Here is a 14,187-nt window from a genome sequence, read left to right as displayed (position 1 = left end):
TCTGCTCACGCCAGGTCACAGCGTGACCCCCTTGCTGGCCATCCACGGTACGGGGTTGGTGGGGACGTCACCAGGACGCACCTCGAAGTGCAGGTGCGCTCCGGTGCTGACCCCGGTGTTGCCGCTGAGGGCGATCTGCTGGCCGGCGGTGACGGTGTCCCCGACGCTGACGGTGGTGCGCGACAGGTGCCCGTAGCGGGTGATGACGCCGTCTGCGTGCTGGAGGTAGACCGCGATGCCGTAGCCCGAGGCCGCTCCTGCCCGGATCACGGTGCCCTCGGCGGCGGCGAAGACGGGCGTTCCGATCGGGACGCCGAAGTCGATGCCTGCGTGCACCGAGCTGGCTCCGGCCGTCGGTGACCGACGGGGGCCGAAGCCGGAGGTGATGACGAACGGGGTCGGCAGGGGGGCGACCCAGCCGCCGGCCCCCACCTCCACCCCGCTCTGAGATCCCCCTGACGGGTTGCAGGCCGCGGTGAGTGCGTCGCTGGTCCCCGGAACCGTGGCTCCTGTGTCTGGGTTCACGGTGGAGCTGCTGCCCCCGACCGAGGCGACGATGATGCGGGCCTCGTCTTCCCATTTCGCATAGGCCGTCGGAAAGCCGCTGCGCTGCACCGCCTGCGCTGCCTGGGTGACGCTCATGGATTGCCACCCCTTGATGTCCAGCAGGCCGGGATTGTTGGTGTGAGCGGCCACGCCGTAGAACGCCTCGGAGGCCAGTACCGGATCGGTGACCTGACCCGGTGTTCCCCAGCCGGTCGAGGGACGCTGCTGAAAGAGCCCCAGGGAGTCGCGGTCGCCGTAGTCGATGTTCCGCAGCCCAGACTCTTGGAGGGTGGTGGCAATGGCCACGACCAAGCCCTGTACGGGCACCCCGGCTCGCTGGCCGACGGTGACGACGACGCGGGCGTTGTCGCTCTGGTCCTGGGTCAGGTTGGCGGCAGTGATGGCCTTGCCCTGCGGGACACCCAGGCCCACCCCGCCGTTGCCCAGCGGGGTGCAGGCCGAGACGTTCTGAGTGTCGGCTCCCCCCATCACCGCGACCGGGGCCATGAAGGCCATCGGTGCGGCCACCAGCACCGCGCCGATGGCGGCGGCCACCCCGCCACGTCGCTTCCACGCGGCGACGGCGGCACGGCGGGCGGCCTCCTTGGCCAGCAGGGCGGCGACGGCGGCGGGTTCGACCATCAGCCCGCCGGGGGTGCCGTGGCGCCCCCCGCCCCGTTCTGGCCGCCGTCAGCCCCCGGAGTGGGCTCCGGCGTGTCCGCTCTCGAGGTCGCCTTCTGCGGGGTGACCTCGCTGACCCACCAGGTGATGCCGTCGCTGGTCATGGTGACCTGCACGGTGCCGGCGTCGGTGGCGAAGTCGTACAGCGCCGAGCGGGTAGCCGACCGGACCAGCGTGCCGGCGTCCTCGACTCGGGAGGCCGGGACGTTGACCGGATCGGTCAGGGCGAGCCCCTGAGCCAGGAGCGGGTCGACGAACGGTGCCAGGTCCGCACGCCACTGATCGGCCGGAACCGTCGGCCTGGCCCAGGCGGTGAGGAAGGCGGCGGCGCGCTGCACGGCGATGGCCGGCGGCTCGGGGGCGGCCTCCTCCTCGTCCTCGTCGAGACCTCCGGCGCCTCCGCCGCTGTCCTGACCAGAGGGCTGGTCAGCTCCCGACTGCTCGTCCGTGGTGGCCGTCGCCTGAGCGATCGGGCGGGTGTCACCGCCCTGCCGGTTCAAGCTGCCGAGGCCGAAGATGAGCACCAGGACGGCGGCGATGCTAGCCAGCAACCGCAGGGGCGACCTCAGCGGCCAGCGCAGAATCGGCCGAAGAATCTCACTCCACATCGTGCACCTCCGAGCCCATCGGGGACCAAACCTCGTAGACCGTGCGCCCGGTGCGGGGGTCGACATAGGAGTTCGACTCCGCGACCCCGTCCGGCACGCGGTGGGTCACCTGCCCGTCCACCACGGCCTCGTTCTCGGCCAGGTGCACCGGGACCGACGCCTGCGCGGTGGCCGGCCGCAAGGCCGAGGTGCTTCCGGTGTTGCCGGGACGGTTCTCGTCGAGCACGCCGTCGACCGGCGCCACACGGTGCTTGCCTCCAGCGGTCAGCCCCCGGTCGGAACCAGGCGCCTGACCACGGGGGGTTTCCGAGGTCGGGTCGGCCGCTGCCGTCGAGGCGGCGCGGGAGCCCGCGACCGCGTTCCTCGTGGCGCCCCTCATGCTGCTGGCGCTCGACGAGCTGGTGTCGTCGCCGGCCTCCGAGGAACCTGTTGCCGCGGAGTCGAGGGCGATGCGCCGAACAGTGGAGCGGGTGTCGACGCCGCGACGGGCCCCCCCTGCGGGCAGGGCGGTCGCTGGAGCCGGGGCCGCCACCTCACGACGCACGAACGTCCCGGGCGTGGTCGTGGCTGCGGCCTGCGACCCCTCGTGGTGTCGGGAGGCCGTGACGTTGCCGACGTACACCGACTCGGGCTGGGGCGTGCGGGTCTCGCGGTCGCTGGCGTTGGGTCCGGTCGTCAGCGAGGGGTAGGTGAACCGCTCGCCGTAACCCTGACGCTCGGGCGCCGGGGCACCACGACGGCGCTTCTCCTCACCGTACTCGCGGTCCTGCCGGTCCCGGATTCCCTTGGTGCCCGCCTTGACCAGTTGGAAGTCGCGGAACGCGCCCCACGCCTTGCGGGCTGCGCCTCCGGCAGCGCCAGTGAAGAACGCGGCGGGCTTGAGCAGCATCCACAGCAGGATGCCCGCGGCGGCGGCCAGGCCGTAACGGAGCCACCAGGCAATCTCGTCGTCGGTCTGGTTCAGGATGGCGCTGGCGATGATGAGGTTCACGTTCGCTCCGACCCAGAACACCGGGCCAGCGAACAGCACGCTTCCGATCTTCTTGGCCGCGCTGGTGACGACCGACTGCAACGGCTCGATGATGCCGAGCAGGCCCAGCACCGGCGCCAGTGGCGCCCCGAGCCGGATCACCAGGTAGGAGACCAGCACGATGATCCCGGCCAGCAACAGGAACGGCATGAGCAGAAGCGTGAGGATGAGGGATTGCTCAGCCGCCGGCCATCGGCTCTCGTTCCCGGTCAGGTACTCGTAGGCTCTTCTGTCCGAGTTCTTGACGGCGTCGGCGGTCTCCTCGAAGTCGGACGCCTTCTGGTCCAGAATCTCTTTGCCCGCCCCCTCCGGGTCGGCCTTGACGGTGGCCTCCTCCTGCCAGGTCAGGTGAGACGCCTTGAACAGCGCGGGGCCGTACTCCTGGGCGGTCTTGGAGTTGGCGTCCCCGAAGGCGCCCTTGGCCCACGTCGAGTAGAGAACCTGGCGGGAGAAGGCGTCCATCTGGGCGTTCACCGCGCCCGAGGCGGTTCCGTCGTCCTCGCGCTGGTCGAAGCTGTTGGAGACGGTCGTCACGACCGACTGCGTGACGTCGTCGACGGCCCGGGTGGACTCCACCGGGTAGTCCAGGAGCACGGTCACCCCGACGAGCACCAGGATCGCCCAGGCCCCGGCGTTGATGGTGCGGGAGAACTCCTGCGAGACGCGCGCTCTCCACAAGATCACGACGGCGACGAGCATCATCGCCACGCCCAGCCAGGGGCCCCACAAGCCTTCCCGGACTGCCTGGGTGGCCTGCACCATCGGGTCGTCGAGCACGCCAATCCATCCCGACGGGTCGACGACCGCACCCAGAGCCGATCCGGTCAGCGCGAGGACGCTGTCCGAGAGACCCAGCATGAGGTTCGCCGTGTCGGTGCCCCAGGACGCCAGCGGTCCATCGGTGACGCCGCAGCCGTTGTCGTAGACCTGCCAGGTGTAGGAGTAGCCGTAGACCTCCGCCAGAGTGGGCCCGTCCTTGCTGAACGGGTCGCCCGAGACCGGCTCGGTCGGGGCGGTGCTCAGGGTGCCGGCCAGGCCATCGCTGGGACCGGCGGGCAGCGGTGTCTCCTTGCAGTCCAGGTCGATGGCCGCCAGCGCGGGAGCCGCTGCGGGGGCGGCCTGCGCGCTTCCACCGGCGGCTCCCCCGAGCAGCAGCGCCAGCAGCAGGCCCAGGACTCCTCGTGTGACCCACCGGGCGCGCGTTGAGTTACCGGAGACTGCCTGCGGGGTGTGCGTGGTGCTCACCAGGTCTCCTCTCCAGTGGTCAGCGATGCGCCACCGGCGGCCGATTCCTCGGCCTTGGTCAGGTCGATCGTTTCTCGGTCCTGCGCCGCACGACGGCGAGCAGCCGCGGCACGGGTGGGGTCCGATCGGGTGTCCAACGCCTGCAACAGCTCCGGGTGGTGGGTCAGGAGGACGCGAATCTTCTCGATCCCGCCCTGGCCGTTCTCACCACCCATGCCGTCGGCGAAGATGAACTCCTTGTAGTTGGCCGCTGCGGGGGTCGATCGGTTCAGCCATTCGTTCTCCCCCTCGAAGTCGTCCGCCGGGCGGCGCGTGCGCGAGGACTTGGGAGAAAGGCCGCCCAGGATGGCCTCGTACCCGACCCCGGCGGGCAGCCTCAGCATCTTCAAGGCGTCCCGTTGCTCGTCCAGGTCGAGCGTCCGCCCGACGAAGGCGGAACCCACGAGGTTCGCTGCTCCCTCCCCCAGGAGGCGAGAGGGGTTCTGGGTGGCGACCAGTGCGGCAATGTCGAACTTCCGCGAGTCGGTCTGCACCTTGCCGACAAGGGCCTTTCCGGTGCCGACCTTGGTCACCTCGTGCGCCTCGTCCAGCGAGAAGCCCTTGCGCGAGTGAATGTCGCCCCTGTAGAGGTCCGAGGCAGAGCTCCAGGCCGCCAGGTTCATGATCGGTCGGGACAGCAGCTCCTCGAACGACCAGTCGTCCTGCTCCTTCTGTTCTTCGGGCTGCACCAGTCCCTTGAGGTTGTAGACCTTGAGCCGCGGCTGCTGCGTCTCCTCACTGTGCGTGGAGCCCGTTCCTTCCGGCGGCGCGAAGAACAGCCGAGCCAGCTCGCGCTGGCTGGCTTCCTCCAGCCTGCGGAACAGTACTGCACCGCTCGTCTTGTAGACGCCCTTGCGCGGGCGCAGCACCTCCAGCACGCCGTGTGCACTGGAGTGGATCGTGGCCGGCGCCTTGCCGATCGCGTCGCGCAGAGCGGTACGCATCTCACCGTCACGGGCCTGGGAGGGGTCCAGGCACCAGCGCAGGGTGTCGAACGTGAGGTCGCGCCGGGTCATCTGTGCCGCGGTGACCGCGTCTCGGTAGGACTTCTCGGGGTCGTCCTCGTCGGTGAACCATTCGCGCTTGGGCTCGGGGACCAGGGCGTAGGGGTTGAGCGATCCGGCCTCGCTGCGCAGAAGGTTGATCTGCTTGGAGATTCCCCGGAACCAGGGCAGGGCGCACAGCTGGCCCAGACGACCGGAGGGGTCCATGACCGTCCAGGGGACGCCCTGGGCGCAGGTCTTGGCGATGAGCAGGCCCATGAGGTTGGACTTCCCGCCACCAGGGGCAGCGGCGATGAGGCAGAGGCCGGACTGGTCCAGCACCTCCGGGCCCAGCCACAGGTCGTGCACGACTGCTCGGGAGACGAAACCGGCGGTCTCCCCGATGAGCACACCGCGCTTGTCCCCGACCTCGGCGGTGGCCGCGGGCACGGCGGCGGCGACCTTGAGTACCGGGAGTCGACGGGTGTGCCCGGTGTTGGCCAGGGGCTCGCCGGGGACGGCTTCTCGGGCGAGCTGGTACTGGCCGAGTTCCTGCTCGATGTTGATGTTCGGCTTGTAGAGGTTGCGGACCGCTTCGGCGCGCTTCAACGCCTCCTCCTCGGTGCGGCCGGAGACGTGGAGGCGGTACCACCCGCGGGTACGGGTGCTCAGGCCGTCGAAGCCCGTCCGCATCTCGTCTTCGACCTCACCGGTGCGGTGGAACTGTCGGGCGAGCTGCTTCGGCGGACGCTTGCCGTGGTCCTGCTGGTAGTGGTTGACCTGCGCGTCGATCCGGTCAGACAGCTTCTCCATCTCCTTGGAGGTCTGCTCGGGAGTACGCACGTCGATACGGGCCGTCCACTCCACCGGGAAGGGGAGTCGATCGACCCGGGCCATCCAGGGGTCGTACCCCTCGGGGATGGCAAGTTCCTGCATCTGTCCGACCGTGAGGGTGACAACGTGCCGGGTGACGGGCTGGTCGCCCAGGGTCGAGGTGATCGTGATGGTCGGTGCCAGCGGCTCGGCGCTCCAGTCGACCCCGTCGATGAACTTGGCCAGGTCTTCCCGGGTCCACTCCGCGGGGGTCACCTCACGGTCGTGCCGCACGGGGCAGCCCAGGGCGAACGAGCGGGCCAGGAGCCAGGCCATGTCCGCTCCCAGGGCCGGCCGTGCGCTCAGGCCGTCGCCGGCCATGATGGCGTCAAGGTGGTCCAGCCGGGCCTGGAGGGCGCGCATCTCGCGATCCGCGACGGCCTCATGCACCTTGGCCAGGACACGAGTCAGCGGAGGGCGCGTTCCCAGGTCCACGCCGTAGTAGGTGAGCGTGTCGGCTTGCTGCTGGGACTGGAGGAGCCGCTGGTCGCGCTTGAGGATTTCGGCGTAGGCCGCCCCCGGATCGGGAGAGTTGCGCCAGGACGCTTTGGCCCACGCCGACATCGGCCACGGACGGCTCGTGCGACGGATGAAGACGGTCGAGCCGACCAGCTCCGCGAGCTGCCCGGCGTTGGCCTCGATGAGCTGTTCGCCCTCAGCGGTGGGCCGGAAGCTCCACTGCTGAGGGTCCGCCAGGTACCACGCGATCATGCGCTGCTTGGTGAAGGTGAGGTGGTTCACGACGGACTCCAGCGCCCAAGGCGTGCCGTCCTGTCGCGCCGTCTCGGCCGCGTGCCCAGCTCGGGGCGGGCGCTGGGTAGCCAGGGTCAACGCGCGGGTGGTGAGGGCCCGAGCCCCGTCCCCGGTCCGTCGGGCCGCCGTGGTCGGCGCCGCCAGCAGGTCGCGGAGGCGGTGCTGGGCGGCGCCGGCCTCGTTCTGGTCGGCCACCTCGACGTCGTCGTGCGGCTGGTCGAGGGTCGACTCCGGCTGGACGTCCTCGCCGGTGCGGTCAGCGGCGAGCGAGGGGAGCTGCGGAGTCGCTTCCTGCGGGTCTGCCGGCGACGGGTCCGAGGGCGACGTAGTCACCAGGTCGTTGTCCTTGGGCTTGCGCAGCTTGCGAGCACCACGGAGGGAAGTACGAGGTGCCGTCTCGACGTCGTCACCCTCGATGGGTCGAGGGTGCTTGGGCAGGGACGACAACCCCGACGGGGGTTCGGGTGCGGCGTCCTTGGATGCCGTGGACCAGAGGGCCATGCTGAGTTCTCCAGTGGGTGCGTAGCGAGCTGCGGGGGTCAACTGGCGGAGCTGTCCGTATCGGGGGTTGTGCGGGCCGGGAGGTCACGGAACCGGGTTCGTCGGGGGCCGAGCGATTCCTCCGGTCGCTGACGGACTGCGGTCTTCCGCAGGACCTTCTCGGCGCTGCGGGTACGGCGTTTGCGCGGGGTCGCCCTGCGGGGGCGGCGACCGATGACTTCCTGCCAACTGGTGCGCAGGAGGACGCCGAGGGATCGTTCGCTACTGGTGTGGTCGACGATGGAGGCCGTCAACGCCGCGCACGCCATGACGGTGAGGCCGACGGTGAGCAGTGTGAAGGGGAACCCTGCCCGGCGTTCGATGACGAAGACGAGCAGCAAGATGCCGGGGAACAGGATGATGGCCCGTTGCCGAAACCGGCCGATGAAGCGGCCGGGCGGACCGAGGTAGACGCTGTCGACGTTGTAAATCTCATCGTCGTCCGGCAGGCGCATGGTCAGCCCCGCAGGAGGCCCACGAGCCAGCTACCCAGCTCGGTGGCGGTGGTGCCGGTGGCCATGCCGAGGAAGCAGATTCCCACGATGGCGCCGGCGGCGATGGAGATTCCGTTGGCGACCTCTCCCCCGCGCGACTTCCACAGGATGATGCACCCGAGCGCGAGCAGGGCCAGGGTGACGATGTTCTCCGAAATCCAGGTGCGCAGACCGCCGGTCCCGAACCCGCCCCCTCCGCCGCCTTGAGCAGCGTCGGTAGCGAACGAAGCGAATGTTGCGAGCGTGTGCATGGGTTCTCCTAGGTCGTATCGTATGACGTGTTACACGGTACACGGCACCCGCTGGACGTCAAGCGGGGAAGTGGTCGAGGAGGGGTGTGTCAGCGTGGTGGGCGGGCAATCCGCCCACCACGCCAGCGTCCGGCGCCGACAGCCAGAACGCGCTTCGGGGTCAGAGTTCCCCGGGATACATGCCGTCAGCCAGTGAGGCCGCTCTCAGCCGACGTCTGCGAACTTCTCGGCGTACCGCTTCGCGGACTCGGGCAACTTGCCTGAGTTGATCCGCCAGTTGTCGTTGTCCTTGTCGATGTTGAAGTAGGACTCAGCGAACACCTGCCCCGGCCCGGGGCCGGCGTTGCTGGAGAAGGTGTCGTGCATCCCGTCGATGAACGCGGCGGAGTCGCCGTCCTTCGCGCTCTCGGCCCACTCTGCGAACTCGATGGGCAGCCCGGCCTCCTTCGCCGCCGCCAGCCAGGTGGCGATGCCCTTCGGGCCGCCGCCGCCGTCGAGCATCTGTGCCCGCTCGTCGAACTCGGTCTGCGTGCTGACGGGCGGGTAGGCGTTGTAGTAGCTGGTGCCCACGAAGTCGATGCTGCCCTTGATGGCCTGGAGCAGGTCGTGGGAGTCGCCGTCATAGCCGTTGGACTCGTGGTTGAAGCGGACGCCCAGCAGCGCGTCGAGGAACTCCTCCTGCTGGATCGAGCGAGCCCGCTCGAACGCCTTGGCCCAGGCGTCTTCCTGTCCGGCCTTGACCGGCCAGGCCATCCAGTACCCGTTGGCCTCGTAGCTGTACTCGATGTAGGCGGTCCCGTTACGACCGGCCCACTTCGACTCCAGGGTCGAGAAGTAGTGACGCAGGTACTCGTCGTTGTCCCCGGCCGCGGTCGCCTCCCACGAGGAGCCCTGGGGGAACGGCGGGATGGCGATGATGAGCGACTTGTCCCAGGCGTCGGGGCCGAACTCCGCGCCGGGGTTGAGTTGGTCGGCGTTGCCGGAGAAGTCGGCCCACGTCGTTGCCACCTCCGCGGGCACCCCGCGCAGCTTCTCGGCCGCCGGCCGCTCACCGGAGATTCCCGACAGCCAGTCCCCGGCCGCGACCTCAACCTTGCCCTTGCCGCTGCTGGACGTCGCAGAGCCGGTCGAGCTGTCGGAGACCTCCGTGACGTCGGTACCGTCGGACTTGTCGCTGTCCTCGCTGGTGCCCTCGCTGGTGCCCGCGCTGGTGCCCTCGCCGCAGTCCGACGCCTGTTCCTGCTGCTGGGCGGCCTTCTTGCGGACCTCCTCGCTGAACGTCGGCGCCGCGCTGGGGCCGTCCTCCAGCGGGGCATCCACCGTGCCGTCCCCGCCGTCGCGGGTGCTGGTGGTGAGCTGGTCCTGCGTCACCACGCAGGTGTCGCCCCCACCCGCGGCGGCGTCGTCGGCCGTGTTGTCCGCGTCGTCCTGGTCGGCGCCGCCGGTCGCGGTGCTCGACGAGGTGGGCGAGCTGGACGGGGTAGACGACGAACTCGAGGTCGGGTCCGACGTCGGGCTGGACGTCGGGGAGCTGGTCGGCTCAACGGTCGGCTTGGCGTCGCCCTGGTCGTCCTGGTCGCTGTCCTCGTCGTTGCCGGTGATCTTGTCGACGAGCAGGTGCCAGGTCCGGGTGACCCAGGACTGGTCGTCGGGGTCGGCCGCGGCCGGAGCCTGCTGCGGCAGGACCCACACGGTTGCAACGCCCTCGGTGTCGGCGGAGAGCGTGACCTTCGTGGAGTCATCGGTGACGTCCTGCTCGACGATGGCGCCCCGGGTGCTCGCGTCCTTGGCGCTGTCGCCGTCCTCGTCGGCCGTCTTGTCGGCCTCCTCGTCAGCGGAGTCGTCGCTGGTGTTGTCGCTGGTGTCGGCGGCCGGGACGACGGTGCCGCCGTCGTCGGTCACCGTCTGGGTGGCGATGGCCGCGGCGTCCACGGTGACCGTGAACTCCTTCGACTGCGTCTCGGCACGGCCAGACTTCTCCCCCGCCGCCTCGTTGGGGACGTGGACGAACGACAGTTGGATGCCGCCGCCTGCCAGGCCGGCGACCGAGTAACGGACGGTGCCGTCGGTCCCGCTGATCGTGGGGTGCAGGACGGTGGTCTCGGTGTCGTCGTTGCCGGTCTTGTCGGCGGCGATGGCCGCTCCGGGCTGGGTCATGACCAGCAGGCCGGTCATGGCCGCCGCCGCGGCGAGCGTGATCGGGCGAGGTCGTGAGCGGGTGCTGTGCTGGGTGGGAGGTGTCATCACTGGCTCCTTCTGCTCAGATGGATGGACCGCCCCCCGGCGGCTGGCCGCGGCCACGACGTACCGCCGGGGGACGGTGAGCAGGTCTCGGTCAGCACGCCGAGTGGGGTTGCCGCCTCACCCGTCGCGGGAAGACGTCGGTCGAGTGATGGAACGACCACGCCTTCCGGTCCTGTCCGGGACCTAGGTGGCGCCCCTCACGACCCCCGTCGGGGGGCACCACCGCCACAACCTGGTGCCCCAGGTCTCGGCCCGGATCGCTGGCTGCGCATCAAGGCGCTACACACCCTAGATGCTGCGCACACCAATGTGCGACGACCGAACACGACGACCGACACTGCTCGGCGGGCCGGACCCCCTAATCTGGGTGTCCCGACCCAGCTTGTTGCACAGGAGGCAGTTCGTGGCATCCCCCGACGAAGACCGCGGGGACTTTGCCGACCGCCTGAACAAGCTATTCGACACGATGCGCCATCCCAGCGGGCGGGAGTATTCGCTCAAAGAGATTGCAGACGGCACTGCTCGCGTTGGCCCGACGGCCGTTACGCATCAACACCTCTCCCGGCTGCGATCAGGCGCGAGCAGAAATCCGGGACTCGATCAAGTCAAAGCTATTGCCAATGTTTTTGGTGTTAGCCCAAAGTATTTTGTTGGCGAAGAACAATCAGCTCAGCTTGAATCAGAGATGAACTTCCTCACCATGATGCGTGACCGGAAGCTATCGAACACGTTCCTGCGCGCCAGTCGGTTGACCCCTGAGGGCCTGGCCGTAGTGACCGACCTGATCGCCTCAATGGAGAAAATCGGCCAGGTCGAAGATCGCGACGACTTGCCCCGCAGCAGTGGGCGCCAGCAGGCCGGCAACGCCGCTTCGGCCGGCGAAAATGCCGACGACCCAACTGATTGAGCCGTCCATTAGCCCCACGGGCTGCGACGTCTCTAGGAGGAACAATCCACTGCCGCCACAGCGGTCACACGCTGTGAGCTGTGCTTTTTGATTCTTGCGGACGGCTGTGCATAATCGCCGGGTCCCTCGATCCAGTGGAGTTCAGCAAGCGATGCGCGAGAGCACCCCCGGCGTCGGCATCCCCCAGCCTGCAACCCCGCGCGAGGCCGCCGCTGTCCCAACGGAACCGCGACGTGCGGCCTTGCACGCGCCCCGCGCCGTACGGCGCGCCTACCTGCGGTTGCTGGACCTGCTGGTCGCCGGCCGCAGCCAGCGCCTCGTCGACGACCTGGACCTGCCCGAAGACGCCTCGATCTCCGACCTGCGCGACCTGCTGGAGGAACGCCGCGGCCGACGAGTGCGGGTCTGGTACGTCGACCGCGAGCGCGTGCGGGATGCCACCGGGAAGCGTCACGTCAGCGCGGCGTGGCTGGAGGGGGAGGACGAGGACCTGCTGCTGGTCGATGCCGCGGCGTGGTCGACGGGTCGTGACGACAACCTGCGCCACGAGTTCGCTCACATGCTGTTGGGTCACACCTGCGAGCTGGGCATGGACGAGCACCTGACGCAGATCAACGACGCCACCGCCCGCAGCATCTTGGAAGGACGTCTCTTGCCGTCCCTGGCGCGCGGAGAGTGGACCTCTCCGCGCGAGCGCCACACCGAGCTGGTCGCCACCATGCTCGGCCGTCGCCTGCGCAGCTCGAAGACCTCCGCACCGCGCACGGTGCCCTCGGTGGCCGACGCTCGTGCTCGGCACATGCTCGGCATCGTCGATGACCAGGACGGCCGGGACGACCGGGACGCCCAGGACGACCGGGGTGCGCAGGACCGCTCCCCCAAGCGGGTTGAGGTCCGTCGGTGACGGCGCTGCTGTGGGGGCGCGTGCTCATCGCCGTGGTCTGCTCGGGCACCGCTGCATGGGTCTGGACCTTGATGCGGCGCCGCCGTCGGGAGGGGCACGCGCGGCCTGAGGATCAGACCCGGCGCATGTTCTGGATCTTGACCGCCTGCGCGGTGACGCTCACGCTGAGTGTTGACCCGCTGGGTCGCCGCCTGGGCGAGCTGGTGGGCCAGCCGTTCTTGCCCGACCACCTCAAGCACCTCATTGCCTTGGGTGCCTTCTACAACGCCGTCGTGGCCGCCGAGAATCTGAGTGGGGCCAGTGCCCGGCACCGTCCTCCCACTGCCACCCGACGCATCCGGCAAGCCTGGCCCTTCGCGGCTGCGGCCATGTTCGCCTGCTACTCCCTCAGCCCCAACCGCTACGACCTGCTGGAGGTCGAGAACGGTCTCGGCGGTTGGACCGGGACGCTCTACTGGCTGTTGTTCATGGGCTACTTTCTGGTGGTCTGCATCCCCTTCACGGTGTACTGCCTGCGCTTCGGGCGCACCGCACGAGACCCGTCTCCTCGTCGCTCCGGGGTCGTCTTTCTCGGCATCGGAGGTCTGACGTGCGCCTACTTCGGCATCACCAAGGTCATCGCGGTTTCCATCGAATCCGGCGAGGGGCTGCGCGATGTGGCGATGGCCTCTGGTCGCGCGGCGTTGATCGTGGCGTTCTTGTCCATCTGCTACGGCTGCTGGCGCTCTCGTGGGCGGAGCTGGGCCGGCTTCGACCGGTGGGCCTCCAAGGTCGCTGACCTCACTCGCGCCCGCTGGCTTCGCCCGATGGGCGCTGCTCTGCACCAGGCCACCCCGGACGCCGGGGTGGACCTGACCGTCGTCTCCCCCGCACTGCGCCTGGCGACTCGGGAGACCGCCGTCCGCGACAGCATCACCGAGCTCACTCCGTGGATGGACCCGGCCGACTTCGACGCGATCCGGCTCACCCTGGCCCGCCAACGCGACGACGAGGCCCTGGTCCTGGCCACCGCTGTTGAGCTGGCCCGCCGCCGCAAGCTCGACGACCTGCGACCGGTGCCCCGCGTGACCGAGGACCTGCACGACGACGACGGCCCGATGCTGCAACGCCTGGCCGCCGCCTGGCCCACGGCGCTGGACCTGGCTGACGCTGTCGAGGTCGAGCACCCGCGCCCCTGCCCCCGCGCCGCTGAGGCCGGCGTCGGCTCGGGCGAGCCCTCCGGTCGGGTGGGCAGCACTGTTCAACTCCCCGGAGACCGCGTTGACCGCTGAGGCCACCTCGACGTCCCCCACGCGCGCGGACGCACCGGACCCCCGCTGGCGCCTGGCGCGTGCGGTGTCCGACGTCTTCTCCCCCACGCTGGTCATGCCCGTCACCCAGCTCCTCGTCGCGCTGGCCGTCAGCCCCACCACGACCTCGGCGTTGAAGTGGGCGGGACTGACGGCCCTGTTCACCGCCGTCATCCCCTACGCCTTCGTCCTGGCCGGGGTCCGGCTGGGCCGCCTGAGCGACCGGAACCTGCGGGCCCGCAACCAGCGGCTCATCCCGGTGCTGTTCGGGCTTCTCACCAGCCTGGTCGGCCTGGCCGTGGTGCATCACCTCGGCGCCCCCCGTGAGGTCGTCGCCGTCACGGTCGCCCCGATCGCCTCGATCCCGGCGTTCCTGCTCGTGAACACGCTCTGGACCAAGCTGTCGATCCACACCGGCTGCATGGTCGGCAGCGTCGTCGTGCTGACCATCCTGTTCGGCCCCCTGGTGCTGGCCGTCGGCGCTGTCCTGCTCACGCTGACCGGGTGGTCTCGCGTACGGCTCCAACATCACACGCTGGGACAGGTTCTCCTCGGCGGTGTCGTCGGCGGTGCCATCACCGCGGCCACCTACCTGTTGATGACCTGACCGTAGGAGTCGAACTCGGGACTCCCCCGCCCACCCCATGCGCCATGACCGGACGTCGCCCGCAGTGCGGGATGACCGCGCGTTGGCCGTCGCCCGACGCTCCAGGAAAGCGGTCGAGACCGGCCCCCGTCGTCTCTACGGTCGACCGCATGGATCTCGATGCCACGCTGACCAAGCTGCTGCGCGACACGCT

At 69.6% G+C, this 14,187-nt stretch carries 11 protein-coding genes; 4 read left to right on the top strand and 7 right to left on the bottom strand.

Going from position 1 to position 14,187, the window contains the following annotated elements; genetic code table 11:
- Positions 1-15 precede the first annotated feature (15 nt).
- The 7 genes from AB1207_RS22060 to AB1207_RS22030 form a co-directional block, all read right to left on the bottom strand.
- Complete coding sequence (locus AB1207_RS22060; RefSeq protein WP_367640789.1) at positions 16-1,188, bottom strand: M23 family metallopeptidase; 1,173 nt, start codon at positions 1,186-1,188, stop codon at positions 16-18.
- Positions 1,188-1,778 (bottom strand): hypothetical protein, encoded by a 591-nt coding sequence (locus tag AB1207_RS22055; protein ID WP_367640788.1) that lies wholly within the window; start codon positions 1,776-1,778, stop codon positions 1,188-1,190. Before AB1207_RS22055 ends, AB1207_RS22060 begins: the two co-directional genes overlap by 1 nt.
- 46 nt (positions 1,779-1,824) lie before the next feature.
- The gene (locus tag AB1207_RS22050; protein WP_367640787.1) at positions 1,825-4,110 is read right to left on the bottom strand and encodes a hypothetical protein; all 2,286 of its coding nucleotides are present in this window, start codon (positions 4,108-4,110) and stop codon (positions 1,825-1,827) included.
- Entirely contained in the window at positions 4,107-7,091 is a 2,985-nt protein-coding gene (locus AB1207_RS22045) for an ATP-binding protein (protein ID WP_367640786.1), read from the bottom strand. Before AB1207_RS22045 ends, AB1207_RS22050 begins: the two co-directional genes overlap by 4 nt.
- Positions 7,092-7,297: 206 nt before the next feature.
- Positions 7,298-7,753: a hypothetical protein gene (locus AB1207_RS22040; protein WP_367640784.1), complete on the bottom strand. Its 456-nt coding sequence runs from the start codon at positions 7,751-7,753 to the stop codon at positions 7,298-7,300.
- 2 nt (positions 7,754-7,755) lie between these two features.
- A complete protein-coding gene (locus tag AB1207_RS22035) occupies positions 7,756-8,043 on the bottom strand; it encodes a hypothetical protein (protein WP_367640783.1) in 288 nt (95 codons plus the stop codon).
- Between the two features lie 204 nt (positions 8,044-8,247).
- Positions 8,248-10,287 carry a hypothetical protein gene (locus AB1207_RS22030; RefSeq protein ID WP_367640781.1) on the bottom strand — a complete coding sequence of 680 codons (2,040 nt, stop codon included), beginning with the start codon at positions 10,285-10,287 and terminating at the stop codon, positions 8,248-8,250.
- A gap of 403 nt (positions 10,288-10,690) precedes the next feature.
- Between AB1207_RS22030 and AB1207_RS22025 the strand changes: the two genes are divergently transcribed.
- The 4 genes from AB1207_RS22025 (at position 10,691) to AB1207_RS22010 (ending at position 13,994) form a co-directional block, all read left to right on the top strand.
- Positions 10,691-11,194, top strand: coding sequence for a helix-turn-helix domain-containing protein (locus tag AB1207_RS22025; RefSeq protein WP_367640779.1), 504 nt, complete (start codon positions 10,691-10,693; stop codon positions 11,192-11,194).
- Between the two features lie 241 nt (positions 11,195-11,435).
- Positions 11,436-12,098 (top strand): hypothetical protein, encoded by a 663-nt coding sequence (locus AB1207_RS22020; RefSeq protein ID WP_367640778.1) that lies wholly within the window; start codon positions 11,436-11,438, stop codon positions 12,096-12,098.
- Positions 12,095-13,369 carry a hypothetical protein gene (locus AB1207_RS22015; protein WP_367640777.1) on the top strand — a complete coding sequence of 425 codons (1,275 nt, stop codon included), beginning with the start codon at positions 12,095-12,097 and terminating at the stop codon, positions 13,367-13,369. Before AB1207_RS22020 ends, AB1207_RS22015 begins: the two co-directional genes overlap by 4 nt.
- Entirely contained in the window at positions 13,359-13,994 is a 636-nt protein-coding gene (locus AB1207_RS22010; protein ID WP_367640776.1) for a phosphatase PAP2 family protein, read from the top strand. The genes AB1207_RS22015 and AB1207_RS22010 overlap by 11 nt, the downstream gene beginning before the upstream one ends.
- The last annotated feature ends 193 nt before the right edge of the window (positions 13,995-14,187 follow it).

Source organism: Kineococcus endophyticus, from assembly GCF_040796495.1.
Classification (GTDB): Bacteria; Actinomycetota; Actinomycetes; order Actinomycetales; family Kineococcaceae; genus Kineococcus; species Kineococcus endophyticus.
This window is presented reverse-complemented; position numbering and strand designations above follow the sequence as displayed.

Coding starts and splice junctions, on each gene's coding strand:
- AB1207_RS22060 (WP_367640789.1), bottom strand. CDS start 1,188: ATGGTCGAACCCGCCGCCGTCGCCGCCCTGCTGGCCAAGGAGGCCGCC.
- AB1207_RS22040 (WP_367640784.1), bottom strand. CDS start 7,753: ATGCGCCTGCCGGACGACGATGAGATTTACAACGTCGACAGCGTCTAC.
- AB1207_RS22035 (WP_367640783.1), bottom strand. CDS start 8,043: ATGCACACGCTCGCAACATTCGCTTCGTTCGCTACCGACGCTGCTCAA.
- AB1207_RS22030 (WP_367640781.1), bottom strand. CDS start 10,287: ATGACACCTCCCACCCAGCACAGCACCCGCTCACGACCTCGCCCGATC.